This window comes from Pseudomonas sp. HMWF021 (assembly GCF_003061005.1).
In the GTDB taxonomy this organism is placed as follows: domain Bacteria; phylum Pseudomonadota; class Gammaproteobacteria; order Pseudomonadales; family Pseudomonadaceae; genus Aquipseudomonas.
The window spans coordinates 64,968-79,086 of record NZ_QAIK01000188.1 but is presented as its reverse complement, the minus strand read 5'-3'; the positions used below and the strand labels follow the sequence as shown (position 1 = coordinate 79,086).

The window sequence follows — 14,119 nt, the reverse complement described above, 5'->3', positions numbered from 1 at the left end:
CGGCTACCTCAAGGGTGATGAGGTAGCGCTCCTGATCCGGATGCCTGGAGTCTCGGAATTGTTCCAGCAACAGCATTGCCTGATATTTGTCGCCGGCCTGCCAATAAGAACGTCCCGGAGGCACATCTTGTCTGACGTATGCGCGCCACTCGGGGGTATCCGCCATTGTCGGATTGCGCCGCGTACCCATCGGTTTCCAGCCCTTTGCGCACCACTGTGCCTGCAGATCGACAACGACCTTCAGCGCATCGTCGATGAGTAATGGCTCGATTTGCGGGGACATGCGGATGTCGCTGACCAGGTTGCCAACGAAGGTCAGCGTAAAAAAACGCGCCAGTGGTGTTTCGAATCCGTACTGCGAGTCAATAAAGCGCAGGCGGGCGTCGGTCTTCGGGATCCCACCCGAAACACCGCTTGCCCCGCGACCCCACGCCTTGAATCCGGCTGTCGAGTGCGCTTCCATGTATTCATATGTTCCCCCCATTTTCACGGTAATCACGGGCTCGTCCCACAATGGCTGCGTCAGTAGACGGGCGGCGGCTATCGCTAAAACAGTACAAAGCACCAACGACACCCAACAGCGCCTGTTGAACAGAGAGAAGCGCACGTTAACTCCCTTCCATGGCGGCAATTTCATGGATGGATTGTGCTAGCGCATTTCTATTGTCGTTATTGAGCATCTGGTCAAATTGAGCCGCCGCCCGAAGCACGAACGCCATTCGTTGATCGATATCGGATAAATCCGCTAGTGGATTAGTATCGAAACCGATGGTCCGGCCATCATCGACACGCTGGCACTGACTGGTGAGGGTCAACTCGATGGCTTGGGCAACGCCTGAGGGGAAATCCGTCACGTAAGAAAAATGGTTGCCCCGTAGCAGCGCCACCAGATGAAGGTTTTCGTAGATGGTTGGCTGAAGAATGTTTCGTTGCTCGTGCCACGCCAGATGCTCCACACTCTTGGCAATATTCCCCGATTCAATCGCCTCAAATGCTTCCAGGATTTCTGAAAAGTCTTTCCCAAAACCAAGCGTTTCCTTCCCCACCGGCCAGAGCACCGGAAACTTTGCGTGCCCCCATATTTTTTGCCGTTCCTCAAAACACTTCTTCAATTCCGCCAACCCACGCACCGCATAAAACTGATGCAACGGATACACATCCAGAAACAGCGTGGTATTGCCCATCGCCATCATCTCGTACACATGCCGGAACTGTTGCTGCACCACCGACAACGCTTCACCGGGGCCACGGAAATCCAGCGACGACACAGGATTGCGCGCCCGGGCTTCGTCGTACTCGCGCAACGCATCGGCTTGCTCAGGCATTTTTTCCGGAGTCAGCAATCCGGACTCGCTGCGACCATCCCGCACCCGCTGCCGCGCCTCACGCTCTGCACGAATACGTTCGATACTGTCTGCGGCATGGAGCAGTCCACACCCCACCTGCTTGGAGGCGAAGGCCGCCAGACCCGCCCACTGGAACCGCGGATCGTGTTGCCACAAGCGGGCATAGGCGGCGTTGATCGCCCGATTGCGTGCAACGGGATCGGCGATCAGAACGCCCTCAGGCGCGACAACTTTCTCGGCCTCCTGCTGAAAGGCGCGCCAGAGGCACTGACACGTCAGCACCGGAACCTCGGTAACCCGCATCTTTTCGCCGTACAGCCACTCTTCCTTGCACTCACATTCGGCGACGGGTGTGGTGTTGTGGTTCAGGGGTAATCCATCGCTGGGATGCGGGTTGAAACATCGGGTCATGGTGGCGAAGGCATCTAGGGGAATCCCTTAACCCTACCCGTCCGTAAACCCTGTGAAAGGGGTTGAAAAAAAATCAGAAGACTCTGAAAGACAAGGACTTCAACAAGGTGGGAAACTTCGTCACAAATTACAAGAAACGTCCCAAAGAGCCCGTAATACCGGGACTTCACCGACGAGAAAGTCAAAAACAAAACCGTTCGGTCAGAAACTGAATTGTGGCGCATTGCAGATTATTGACGTACGACACTCATGTAAGGGAAAAGAGGTGCTAGCATAGAGCCACCAGTCGATCTCAGCATGCGCCCTAACTAGTAGTCAGGATATGACCGAGCCAGAAGACCCCAGCCGTGAGCGCCTCAAGCACCACTTTGCCCAGCGGGTAATTCATCAGGCACGTCAGATTCTTGAGATATGGCAGCGCCTGCAACGCAGTGAGTGGTCCACTGCCGACCTCGCGGAACTGAGCGAAGCGAACTTGCGTCTGCTGCGTTTCGCCGAGCGCTTCGAGCAGCCCGAACACACGCAACTGGCCCACCACATCAGCCAGTCGCTGGAAGCCGTCGATGCCAATCGCGGGCGCCTGAGCAGTGGCCTGATCACCGACCTCAATCGCTTGATGCAGCGCCTGTCGCGCACCGGCCTGCGGCATGGTGACCAACTCGACCAGACCTTCCTGCCGCCGCTGCGCAAGCCGATCTACGTGATGCTGCAGGATCACGACCGCGCCGAGCGGCTGGCCAAACAGCTGGAGTTTTTCGGCCTGACCGCGCAAGCGCTGGACAGTGTGTCGGCGTTTCGCTCCTCAATGGTCGAGCGCCTGCCGGCCGCGATCGTCATGGACGTGGATTTCAGCGGCGCCGGCGTCGGCCTGCAACTGGCCGCCGAAGCGCAGGTCGGTCTGGAAGAGCCGCTGCCGCTGCTGTTCTTCAGCCTGCACGAAACCGACACCCCGACCCGCCTCGCCGCCGTCCGCGCCGGTGGCCAGGAATTCCTCACCGGCACCCTCGAAGCGTCGAGCCTGCTGGAGAAGATCGAAGTCCTGACCTGCGTCGCCCAGTACGAACCTTATAAAGTGCTGATCATCGATGACTCCCGTGCCCAGGCCTTGCACACCGAGCGCCTGCTCAACAGCGCCGGCATCGTCACCCGCACCCTGATCGAACCGATCCAGGCAATGGCCGAACTGGCGGACTTCCAGCCGGATCTGATCATCCTCGACATGTACATGCCGGCCTGCACCGGCACCGAACTGGCCAAGGTCATCCGCCACAACGACCGCTACGTCAGCGTGCCGATCATCTACCTGTCGGCCGAGGACGATCTGGACAAGCAGCTCGACGCCATGAGCGAAGGCGGCGACGACTTCCTGACCAAGCCGATCAAGCCACGGCATCTGATCACCACCGTGCGCAACCGCGCCGCCCGCGCGCGCAATCTGAAAGCCCGGATGGTCCGCGACAGCCTCACCGGCCTGTACAACCACACGCACATTTTGCAATTGCTCGAAGACTGCTCGTTCCGCGCCCGCCGCGAAAACAAGCCGCTGAGCTTTGCCATGCTCGACATCGACCACTTCAAACGGGTCAACGACAGCCACGGCCACCCGATGGGCGACCGGGTGATCAAGAGCCTGGCGCTGTTCCTCAAGCAGCGTCTGCGCAAGACCGATTTCATCGGTCGTTACGGCGGCGAAGAATTCGCCATCGTCATGCCCGACACCGATATAGAAGCGGCGCACAACGTGCTCGACGAAATCCGCCAGCGCTTCGCCGAAATCCACTACCCGGCGCAGCCGCAGGATTTGTGGTGCACCTTCAGCGCCGGCGTGGTGGAAATGCACGATGATTCCGACAGCCTGATGATGGCCAGCCAGGCCGACGAGGCGCTGTACCGCGCCAAGGGCGCCGGACGCAACCGGGTGCAGACCGCGCGTGACTCGAAGCAAAGTGCCACTTTTTCATCGGAATCCACTGATTCGGTCATAACCCTGTAACAGAACCGCAATAAATTCAGGCGCTTACCATTTCTGCCGTTGGTAGCCGTCATGCGCCTGAAGTTGCTCACCAATCTCAATACTCTGCTGTTGGTCGCCGTCTGCGTGGCGCTCGGCGCGACGCTGTGGTGGTCGCAAAAAGCCCTGGAGCGCCCGTATCTTTTGATGGAGCGCTACCTGGGCCTGTCGCAGCAATTTCAGAATGACGTGGCACGCAATGTCGAGGACTACCTCGCCAGCGGCGACGCCCTGCGCCTGAGCAGTGCCAGCCAGGCCATCGACGGCTTGCAGAAAGAACTCGGCGAACTGCCGCCGACGCTCGCCGAAACCCTGCGCCCGAGCCTGTCGAGCCTGGAAGAATTCAGCAAGACCGACCTGCTCGCGGCCGGCAAACTGGCCGGTGATCCGCAGGCATTGTTGCTGCAGGCCGAACGCGAACTGAGCGCCAGTCTCGATCAACTGAGCACCTACGCCAACGGCAACGCGACGTACCTGACGCCGCTGCTCGCCGCCTCCCAGCATCTGGGCAAGCTGTCGCTGGCCCGCGACAAACTGGTCAGCAGCGGCCGCAGTGAACTGGCGGCCGACGTCGAGCGTGAAGTCGGCAACATCCGCACCCAGGCTCAGGTTATCGACGCCCTGCCCCTGCTCGGCGTGGTCGCCACGAATGAATCGGGCAGCGACGATTTCGCCGCGATGATGGGCATCGAAAGCACAGAAAAAGCCGCCGCCGAAGACGCCGGTGTCGGCCTCAAACGCGAACTCAACAGCCTGCTCGGCCGCTACCCGGCGGAGCTGGCGCGCACCCGCGAACAGATCCAGAAACGCACCGACCTGAGCACTGCCACCCACCTGAAAATCGCCGCCGTGCAACAAGCCATCGCCGGACTCGAACCGGTGGTACGTGCGCAGCACGGGCAGATCCAGAGCGAAGTACGCCTGATGCAGGGCGTGATGATCGGCCTGATTCTGTTGATCGCGCTGTTGATCGACACCTTGCAGCGGCGCCTGGCCCGTACCCTGACCAACCTTGCTCCGGCGCTGTCGACCTGGGCTGAAGGCGATTTCAGTCGCGACATTCAGTTGGGCAAAACCAACCGCGAACTGCATGACATCGAGGCTTCGCTCAACCGCTTGCGTGCCTATCTGGTGGATCTGGTCGGGACGATTCGCGGCAACGCCGAACAGGTCGCCGGCAGCAGCCGCACCCTGGCGGAACTGAGCAATGACCTGCACAGCGGTGCCGAGCATCAGGCCGGCGACACGGCGTTGATCCGCGATTCGCTGGGTGAACTGGAAGCGACCATTCAGCAGGTCGCTGGCGATGCACGGCAGGCCGCCGATGCCAGTCGCCATGCCGGACTGGCCGTTGAACACGGGCAGAACGTGATCGGCCAGAGCCTCACCGGCCTGCATGCGCTGGTCGGCGAAGTGCAAGGCAACGCGCAGATGATCGAGCACCTGGCCGAGGAGTCGGCGACCATCGGTGGCGTGCTGACGGTGATCCGCTCGATTGCCGACCAGACCAACCTGCTGGCGCTGAATGCGGCAATCGAAGCGGCACGGGCCGGGGAAATGGGCCGTGGCTTTGCCGTGGTGGCCGAGGAAGTGCGCTCGCTGGCGCAACGCACGGCGGGCGCGACGGCGGAAATCCAGACACTGATCGCCGGCCTGCAAACCGCCGCCCGACAATCGGTCGAAGGCATGCGCGCGCAGGTTGAACACGCCGAAGCCACCGCAAGTCAGGCACAAGCTGCAGATGGCGCACTGGATAAAATCGTCGGTGCGATCCAGACCATTTCCGACACCGCGATCCGCATCGCCGACATCACCGCCCAGCAGAGCGGCGCGGTCAGCGAGATTCGCGATCACAGCGAGCGGATCCATCAATTGGGCGGCGACAACCTGCTGCGCATCGGCGAAGGTCGCGAACAGGGAGAGAACCTGCTGCTATTGGGCGGGCAACTGCATACCGCCGTACAAGCCTTCCGCGTCTGATCACGACCCTGTAGGAGCTGTCGAGTGAAACGAGGCTGCGATCTTTTGATCTTGCTTTTGAAAACCAAGATCAAAAGATCGCAACCTGCGGCAACTCCTGCACGGTTTGCCCTCAGTGACCGGATCAAATCCCTCAGTCACAAATTTCGCGCAAACATCGGTCATCGTGCTGGCTATTGCAGAGAACTGGACAGTCACAAAGTCTTTGCGGCATAGTCGCCGGGTTCTGACGACTGCCCATTCATAACAAGGAACATGCAGATGGCAACCCTACTGGTGCTGCACGGCCCCAACCTGAACCTGCTCGGCACCCGCGAACCCGGCACTTACGGTTCAACGACCCTGGCGCAGATCAATCAGGATCTGGAACGCCGCGCCCGTGAAGCCGGCCATCATCTGCTGTATCTGCAAAGCAATGCCGAGTACGAATTGATCGACCGCATCCACGCCGCTCGCGGTGAGGGCGTGGATTTCATTCTGATCAATCCAGCAGCATTTACACACACAAGTGTCGCATTACGTGACGCGCTGCTGGGAGTGAGCATCCCATTCATCGAAGTGCATTTGTCCAACGTGCACAAACGCGAACCTTTCCGCCATCACTCTTACTTCTCCGATGTAGCGGTGGGAGTGATCTGCGGCCTTGGCGCCAGCGGTTACCGACTGGCCCTGGAGGCTGCACTAGAACAGCTTGAAACACAGGCAACGACTTGAACTACAAGCGTTAAACGCCCCTGACCGACCCTTGGGAGTTGATGATTCATGGATATCCGTAAAGTTAAGAAACTGATCGAATTGCTGGAAGAGTCCGGCATCGACGAGCTCGAGATCAAGGAAGGCGAAGAGTCCGTACGCATCAGCCGTCACAGCAAGACTCCGGCTCAGCAGTACTACGCTCCGGCGCCGATGCAGGCTCCGGCCGCTGCACCGGCCGCCGCTGCTCCAGTGGCTGCTGTCGCTCCGGCTGCCGCTGCTGCCCCTGCGCTGAACGGCACCGTGGCCCGCTCGCCAATGGTAGGCACCTTCTACCGTAAATCTTCGCCAACCTCGCCAGCCTTCGTTGAAGTCGGCCAGACCGTGAAGAAAGGCGACACCCTGTGCATCGTCGAAGCCATGAAGATGATGAACCACATCGAAGCTGAAACCAGCGGTGTGATCGAATCCATCCTCGTCGAAGACGGCCAGCCGGTTGAGTACGACCAACCGCTGTTCACCATCGTTTGAACTGCGGAGAGCCTTTGATGACTGCGAAGTTGGAAAAAGTTCTGATCGCTAACCGCGGTGAGATCGCCCTGCGGATTCTGCGTGCCTGCAAAGAGATGGGCATCAAGACCGTCGCCGTTTACTCCAAGGCCGACAAAGAGCTGATGCACCTGGGTCTGGCAGACGAGTCCGTCTGCATTGGCCCGGCGTCTGCCGCTCAGTCCTACCTGCACATCCCGGCCATCATCGCAGCTGCTGAAGTGACGGGCGCTACCGCCATTCACCCAGGCTACGGTTTCCTTGCGGAAAACGCCGATTTCGCCGAGCAGGTCGAGAACTCCGGCTTCGCTTTCATCGGCCCGAAAGCCGAAACCATTCGCCTGATGGGCGACAAGGTATCGGCCAAGCACGCGATGATCGAAGCCGGCGTGCCTACCGTTCCAGGTTCCGACGGCCCGCTGCCGGAAGACGAAGAAACGGCGCTGCGCATCGGTCGTGAAGTCGGCTACCCGGTGATCATCAAGGCCGCTGGCGGCGGCGGTGGTCGCGGCATGCGCGTGGTGCACAAGGAAGAAGACCTGATCGCCTCGGCCAAACTGACCCGCTCCGAAGCAGGCGCGGCGTTCGGCAACCCGATGGTCTATCTGGAAAAATTCCTCACCAACCCGCGTCACGTCGAAGTGCAAGTGCTGTCCGACGGCCAGGGCCACGCCATCCATCTGGGCGACCGAGATTGCTCGCTGCAACGTCGTCACCAGAAGGTGCTTGAAGAAGCGCCGGCACCGGGCATCGACGAGCAGGCGCGTCAGGAAGTGCTGGCTCGTTGCGTCAAGGCGTGCATCGACATCGGTTACCGTGGCGCCGGCACGTTCGAGTTCCTGTACGAGAACGGTCGTTTCTACTTCATCGAAATGAACACCCGTGTTCAGGTGGAGCACCCGGTTTCGGAAATGGTCACCGGTATCGACATCGTCAAGGAGATGCTCAGCATCGCCGCTGGCAACAAGCTGTCGTTCACGCAGGATGACGTGGTGATCCGCGGTCACTCGCTGGAGTGCCGGATCAACGCCGAAGACCCGAAAACCTTCATGCCGAGCCCGGGCACGGTCAAGCATTTCCACGCCCCGGGCGGCAACGGCGTCCGCGTCGATTCCCACCTGTACAGCGGTTATGCGGTTCCGCCGAACTACGACTCGCTGATCGGCAAGCTGATCACTTACGGTGCTACCCGCGACGAAGCCATGGCCCGCATGCGCAATGCCCTGGATGAAATCGTGGTTGACGGGATCAAGACCAACATCCCGCTGCACCGTGATCTGACCCGCGACGAAGGCTTCTGCAAAGGGGGCGTGAACATTCACTACCTCGAGCACAAGCTGGCCAAACAGTCCTGAGACTGGACCACCGCAGATCAGCCCGGTTGATTTGAACCGGACTGATCCGCAGGTCACCCCGACACCCTGCGAGGGCTATGCCTTCGCAGGGTGTTTTGTTTTTGGCGCCCCTCATAACAACGGGTTTTCAAGGAACGTTATTGGCCCGTTGGGCTTTGCTGCGCAAAAATCCATGCTTCTTCACAATGCTGTGATCCGGAAATCATGCTCTCGAACACTTTCGGGTTTTGCCTCTAGATTGTTCTGGTCGACCACCCGCTGCCCAGCATCTTCGTGTAAAGGTTTCTGGCGGTAACGGCGCTGGAATTGCATCGCACGCCTCGATAGCGGATCAATGCCTTTGGCGGCTGCTTGATGAATTGGGTTGTAGAACCCTGCGAGCTGGTCTCTGGTGTGCTTGAACACTGTAGAGACGCCGGTCTTCAAGTTCAGCGAAACACCATAGGTGTTACCCAGACAAGAAGAATACGACCAATAATCCCAGGTCGGTTGCAAGCCCTTTTGCCTCATTACACTCCTGACCGCACCGCCGATATCCGCCCCGCTCATCAGCCAGTCTCCGCCCACCAGCGTGCAGCGAATATCCTTCGCAGCCCCACCCATGCGCCTTATAAGATCCTGGACAGCAGCCTCAATCAGTTTCTTGATATTGTGATCAAAATGAATGACTGCCCCGAACTTGGTTGCCGGGTTGTAAAGCGATGCGATCACGCACGTTTGCGCATTCAACGAAAACAGGTAGTTTCCTCCCGCCTCTGCGCTGAGTTTCGCCACCACAGCTTCACCTTGAAACGCGCCCCGGATGGCATTGGGCTCGATAGAGTCTGGAAAGGCATCACTCAGACGTTGCACGCGCCCCAGATTAAGCACGTTGCCATTGCCACCTCTCAGGCCTACCCGACCTTGAACCCATCTTCCAGATGGGCTCAGACTCACGGGCGGGTTGTAGAGTGCTGCGGGTCGACTGGCATCAATCTGACACAACCCATCAAAGTGCGGATCCTTCTTCACCTGGTAATACCTGCCTTTGCTGCGGATGTAATACGTCGCTTGAGGCTGTGACGCACTGGCCGGGCTGCGCCAGGTGCCATGAAAAATCCCTTCCTCGACAACCTCCTGCAGGTTCTGCGGTGTTTTCTTCACCGCCTGGATCTTTTCAAGAGCAAGCGCAGGCGCAGTTCTCACCGGCGAACCTTGCGTGACCGCCACGGGCGCAGTGCTTTTGAGGCGTCGGGCCATTAATGAAACAGGTCGGGACGTATGCCTGAGACTCGTGATCGCCCGGGCGAAAACCTTGCCGGCACCTGCGCCGCCGACCACTCCCAACAGCGCGCCCCAGGACGCTTCCAGCCAATGTCCAAGGGCACCTTCGGTATCCCCCTCGCGATGCGCATTGATGGCTTTTTCCGCGCTCAAGGCAAAAAACGTGACATCCAGCAGCACAGCGAAAGGCGGATAAACCAGGCACAGCAGCGCGGATGCATACAGCAGCCCCTTTAGCACCTGCTGTCTGATCATCTTGGCCCGGCTGGTGGTGATGTCCAGCACTTCAGAAATGGAGCGCCCGATAAAGTTGTTGAACTCGTCACGAACATCGGTCACACGCTGGTTTTCGAATAACTGATCCACCGCCATGAGCCTCGCCGCCATCGACCGCAGAGAATTTTCAACCTTTTCGCGAACGGAATTCGCCACTCGCGCCAGTATGTAGTCATGCAGATGCGCGGCGGCTTCCCCCCAAAGACTCTGATAATCGCGAAATGCAATATTGTCGGGCGCATCCGGCGTATACAACCATCGGGCACTCTCGGGCTTCGTCAGAGCAAACACGTAGACACCTAGTACGATCTCCCCACGGACAGTGAACCGGATCAAACCTTCGCTCTCCAACAACTTCGTCACGGAGGACGCGGATTTGGTCAGCTCTTGCGGGGTGCGCAAAAGCGTGATTTGCTCCAGGAGCAACAAATACGCTTCAGCGCTCACTTGCGCCTTGCCTCTGGCCACACGCAGATCACGCTCCATTTTCGTCAGCAACAGATTCTGATAGGCCTGCCGGCGCTCTGCATAAGAAGCAGCTTGCGCATCGAGAAATTCGCCACGAATTTTTGCCTCGTACTTTTCCCCCAGATAGGCCGAACGCACATTCGACACAAGTTCGGCGCTGCGTAGCTGACTCAGATTCTGGCCGACGGTGGAACGCACCCCCCTTTTCGGATGTTCTATTCCCGAATTGTCATCGTAACCGTGGATGGCAAGATCCAGCAGACTGGCTTCCAGTAAAGTGCCATCGAAGATTTTCGGGCTGTAATCGATCATCACCGTGGCCGGGTCTACCGGCTCCAAAACCCCCTTTTCGCGCAGATAAAACGCTATCCGGTCGGCAACGGTGCGTTTGGCAAAGTCGATAAAGACCTCATACCCTGCCAACAGCTCATTGAAAACCTGCTGATGCACCAACAGCTCCTGATTGAGACTGCTTACACTGGCCCGTTCCCCAGACACAAGTGCGGAGTACCAGACTGGCGAATCTTCGCGTTCGACCTGTACCAGCTTGTTCGCCAGCCCGGTCTTAACCACATCGCGAAGGCATTCGGAAAAGGACGCTGCGGGTCTTCTGAGATCGCAGTTCAGATCCCACAGATCGGATCTGGCCACCACCCGGATGAAGATCTCCCGGGCACCCTGACGGTCGCTGGCGGAAAGTTGCTGCAACAGATATTCCCGTCCTGCCTCACTTGCGATCCAGCCCCCCAGCTCCGCGTTCAACTCCCTGAGCGATGGCAATCGCACCCATTCTTGACCATCCGGTTTGTTCGGCGCATAGAGCAACAGGTCATCGTTATCACCGGTGCTGCTCTGGCGGTAAAACACCAGAAGTTCGCTGCACCTCTTGCCATTGGGCAGGATCACGCCGGCGACGCGCAGGTCCGTCGACGGTTGCCCGCCGGCCTCGTTGCTCCACAGCCTTTCCAGCCGTTCATGGTCGGACACGGTCATATGCCCCGCGCAACGAGCAACGAACGCGCTGTGCTGCAATCGCAACGTGAACCAGTCGTGCAAAGCGTCATGCCAATCACCGCGCCTGCACTGCTGCGTAAGTGCGTCGAGGTATTGCGCCGGGTAATCCTGGCTCAACAGCATATCTGCGATGAATTTCGAATCGAGGGGATGATTACGCAGTGACAAATCCGAGCCTGCATCGATGACAGACACGACAGAGCGACTGAGCGGCCCCGCTGCCATCAGCTCGCTCAGGCTGCGAGTCACCACCGGTTGGCCCACGGCTGTCTGCCACTGCAGCTTAATCTGAATCGAGTCTGGCTCAACCTCCATGTCCAGTTTGAGCCGAATGTATTGCATGGCCTCCCGCCGGGCGTACTGCAAGAGCGAGCCGAACCCCTCGAGCAGGTCGTCCACCAACGCCCAGGCCCGCTCTACCTGCCCCTGATATTTGCGCAGCCGGTCTTGGTCCGGCACATTCAGCACCCGAAGCCAGTGCGGTAACTGCGCAAACGAAACAGTTTCGAGCTGGAGCCGCTCCCGAGATGTGACCATTGCGGTCACGCCGAATCTTCTGGCATGGATCTGCTGCAGTTTCTCAAGCCTGTTGCGCAACTGATCGACTTTCAGTGCTGTCAGCCGCTCGGGGGCGAAGGTTCTGTCGATGCTTGCGATGCTGCGCTTGAGCTTTCGCGCCAGTAGACGGACAAGCTCTGCATCCAGACCCGCGATTTCCCAATGATCGCGCAGGTAATTGCGGTATTGCTCAACAAAATATGCCGCCACGGCGGCGACGGATTTGATCACTGTCTCGCGGCGTTCGACAGGCAGCGCCAGATCCCCCCCGCCCGGCCAGCGGTAAGGTGCATCCTGCATCGGCCGATAAACCAGCGGTTTGCCGTCAATGATCTGTTGCAGTACCCCATTAACCAGCGAAGTCACGAAATGCTTGTCGATATTGCCATTCGGGACGTGAATACGCAGCTCGGTCAACACATACGTTTCCATCGCCCCCAGCAACGTCATCTGACTGCGCAGGCGTTGCTGGATCAGCGGCTGCCAGCGCTGCAATCGCAGCAGTGCGTGCTGCACCGTGCCAGCAGAAGCAACGGCTGCAGGCTGGTCCTGATTCACAATCCCTTGTAGATCCGTCTTGGCGTCCATCACTATCGTTCCTGCGAAATGAGCTCTCACTCTATTCGCCGCAAAATGTGCTGGAGCCATACATATGTATATTCGGGCGGGGAATCTGTAACAGGAAACTGGCGTGTCCACTTTGCTGGCGACCTGGCGTAAACTGCGCCCCTTTGCAGCCCTGGGCTGCCTCATTTTTTTCAAAGGTGCCCGCCATGCCTTGGCTGCAAGTACGCCTCGCCATCAGCCCGGAACAAGCCGAAACCTACGAAGACGCTTTCCTTGAAGTCGGCGCCGTTTCGGTGACCTTCATGGACGCCGAAGATCAGCCGATCTTCGAGCCGGAACTCAACACCACCCCGCTGTGGGCGCACACGCACCTGCTGGCCCTGTTCGAAGGCGGCACCGAGCCGGCACCGGTGCTGGCGCATCTGGAGCTGCTGACCGGCAGCCCGCTGCCCGAGCATCACAGCGAAGTCATCGAAGACCAGGACTGGGAACGCAGCTGGATGGACGGTTTCCAGCCAATGCGTTTCGGTCAGCGCCTGTGGATCGTGCCGAGCTGGCACGCCGCACCCGAGCCCGATGCAGTCAATCTGTTGCTGGATCCGGGCCTGGCGTTCGGCACCGGCACCCACCCGACCACCGCCCTGTGCCTGGAATGGCTCGACGGTCAGGACCTGAAAGACTGCAACGTCCTGGACTTCGGCTGCGGCTCGGGGATCCTGGCCATCGCCGCCCTGCTGCTCGGCGCGAAAGAAGCGGTTGGCACCGACATCGACGTGCAGGCGCTGGAAGCCTCGCGCGACAACGCCGGGCGCAACAACATCGCCGATGAGCTGTTCCCGCTGTACCTGCCGCAAGATCTGCCGCCGGTCAAAGCCGACGTACTGGTCGCCAACATTCTGGCCGGCCCGCTGGTTTCGCTGGCTCCGCAATTGTCGGGTCTGGTGAAGTCCGGCGGGCGTCTGGCGCTGTCGGGCATTCTCGCCGAGCAAGGTGAAGAAGTCGCCGCCGCCTATGCGCAGGACTTTGATCTGGACCCGATCGCCAATCGCGATGGCTGGGTGCGTATCACCGGCCGTCGGCGCTAGAATGACCGCCTGCATAAACCGGATCGCCGCATGACCGACAGTTTCGTCACCCAGTGCCCGCATTGCCAAACCAGTTTCCGCGTCAGCCATGCTCAATTGAGCGTGGCCCGCGGGGTGGTTCGCTGTGGCTCCTGCCTGCAAGTGTTCAACGCAGCCAAACAGCTGCTGGAACAACACGCCGGCAAGGAAGCGGTCACGCCGGTGGCCCCGGCCATCGTCCCACCGCTTGAGGCCCGACCTGAAATCAGCGAACCACCGGTCAGCGCACAGCCGCCAGTGGTTGAAGCACCGGCCAGCATCGAACCGCCCGCACCGCGCGCCATCAGCCAGAAGCAATGGAGCGCCAGCGAGCTGGACCTGGACAGCCTCGATCTGGACGAAGAACTGGCCCGCCTCGAACAACGGGAAATTCAGCCGACCACCGAATTCGGTCGTCAGCGCGATGAATCCCTGAGTGCCCGGCGCGACAGCCAGGAAGCCGATGAAACGGTGTGGCGCGACAGCCTGTTCAGCGCCCGCGACGATGAGCGCCTGCCCGAGCCC

General features: G+C 59.6%; 10 protein-coding genes. 7 read left to right on the top strand and 3 right to left on the bottom strand.

Annotation, left to right across the window (positions count from 1 at the left end):
- Positions 1 to 607: hypothetical protein (locus DBR18_RS27470; RefSeq protein WP_177482445.1), on the bottom strand; the 607-nt coding region annotated here is incomplete at its 3' end.
- Between the two features lies 1 nt (position 608).
- Positions 609 to 1,757, bottom strand: coding sequence for a DUF2515 family protein (locus DBR18_RS27465; protein ID WP_108592697.1), 1,149 nt, complete (start codon positions 1,755 to 1,757; stop codon positions 609 to 611).
- A gap of 322 nt (positions 1,758 to 2,079) precedes the next feature.
- On the opposite strand from DBR18_RS27465, the gene gcbA reads away from it, so the two are divergent.
- The 5 genes from gcbA to accC all read left to right on the top strand — a co-directional run bounded on the left by gcbA (position 2,080) and on the right by accC (position 8,345).
- The gene (gcbA, locus tag DBR18_RS27460; protein WP_108592696.1) at positions 2,080 to 3,750 is read left to right on the top strand and encodes a diguanylate cyclase GcbA; all 1,671 of its coding nucleotides are present in this window, start codon (positions 2,080 to 2,082) and stop codon (positions 3,748 to 3,750) included.
- Between the two features lie 1,449 nt (positions 3,751 to 5,199).
- On the top strand, positions 5,200 to 5,748 hold the full coding sequence (locus tag DBR18_RS30410) for a methyl-accepting chemotaxis protein (RefSeq protein ID WP_371921168.1): 549 nt from the start codon (positions 5,200 to 5,202) through the stop codon (positions 5,746 to 5,748).
- Positions 5,749 to 6,009: 261 nt separating this feature from the next.
- A complete protein-coding gene (aroQ, locus tag DBR18_RS27450; RefSeq protein ID WP_007914604.1) occupies positions 6,010 to 6,462 on the top strand; it encodes a type II 3-dehydroquinate dehydratase in 453 nt (150 codons plus the stop codon).
- 48 nt (positions 6,463 to 6,510) lie between these two features.
- Positions 6,511 to 6,972: an acetyl-CoA carboxylase biotin carboxyl carrier protein gene (gene accB, locus DBR18_RS27445; protein WP_108592694.1), complete on the top strand. Its 462-nt coding sequence runs from the start codon at positions 6,511 to 6,513 to the stop codon at positions 6,970 to 6,972.
- Positions 6,973 to 6,989: 17 nt separating this feature from the next.
- A complete protein-coding gene (gene accC / locus DBR18_RS27440) occupies positions 6,990 to 8,345 on the top strand; it encodes an acetyl-CoA carboxylase biotin carboxylase subunit (RefSeq protein ID WP_108592693.1) in 1,356 nt (451 codons plus the stop codon).
- 180 nt (positions 8,346 to 8,525) lie between these two features.
- On the opposite strand, the gene DBR18_RS27435 is transcribed toward accC, so the two are convergent.
- On the bottom strand, positions 8,526 to 12,512 hold the full coding sequence (locus tag DBR18_RS27435; RefSeq protein ID WP_108592692.1) for a dermonecrotic toxin domain-containing protein: 3,987 nt from the start codon (positions 12,510 to 12,512) through the stop codon (positions 8,526 to 8,528).
- 185 nt (positions 12,513 to 12,697) lie between these two features.
- On the opposite strand from DBR18_RS27435, the gene prmA reads away from it, so the two are divergent.
- Positions 12,698 to 13,576, top strand: a complete 879-nt coding sequence (gene prmA, locus DBR18_RS27430; RefSeq protein ID WP_108592691.1) for a 50S ribosomal protein L11 methyltransferase — start codon at positions 12,698 to 12,700, stop codon at positions 13,574 to 13,576.
- A gap of 30 nt (positions 13,577 to 13,606) precedes the next feature.
- On the top strand, positions 13,607 to 14,119 hold a 513-nt coding region (locus DBR18_RS30140), incomplete at its 3' end, for an MJ0042-type zinc finger domain-containing protein (protein WP_256589023.1).

Coding starts and splice junctions, on each gene's coding strand:
- DBR18_RS27465 (WP_108592697.1), bottom strand. CDS start 1,757: ATGACCCGATGTTTCAACCCGCATCCCAGCGATGGATTACCCCTGAAC.
- gcbA (WP_108592696.1), top strand. CDS start 2,080: ATGACCGAGCCAGAAGACCCCAGCCGTGAGCGCCTCAAGCACCACTTT.
- DBR18_RS30410 (WP_371921168.1), top strand. CDS start 5,200: ATGATCGAGCACCTGGCCGAGGAGTCGGCGACCATCGGTGGCGTGCTG.
- aroQ (WP_007914604.1), top strand. CDS start 6,010: ATGGCAACCCTACTGGTGCTGCACGGCCCCAACCTGAACCTGCTCGGC.
- accB (WP_108592694.1), top strand. CDS start 6,511: ATGGATATCCGTAAAGTTAAGAAACTGATCGAATTGCTGGAAGAGTCC.
- accC (WP_108592693.1), top strand. CDS start 6,990: ATGACTGCGAAGTTGGAAAAAGTTCTGATCGCTAACCGCGGTGAGATC.
- DBR18_RS27435 (WP_108592692.1), bottom strand. CDS start 12,512: ATGGACGCCAAGACGGATCTACAAGGGATTGTGAATCAGGACCAGCCT.
- prmA (WP_108592691.1), top strand. CDS start 12,698: ATGCCTTGGCTGCAAGTACGCCTCGCCATCAGCCCGGAACAAGCCGAA.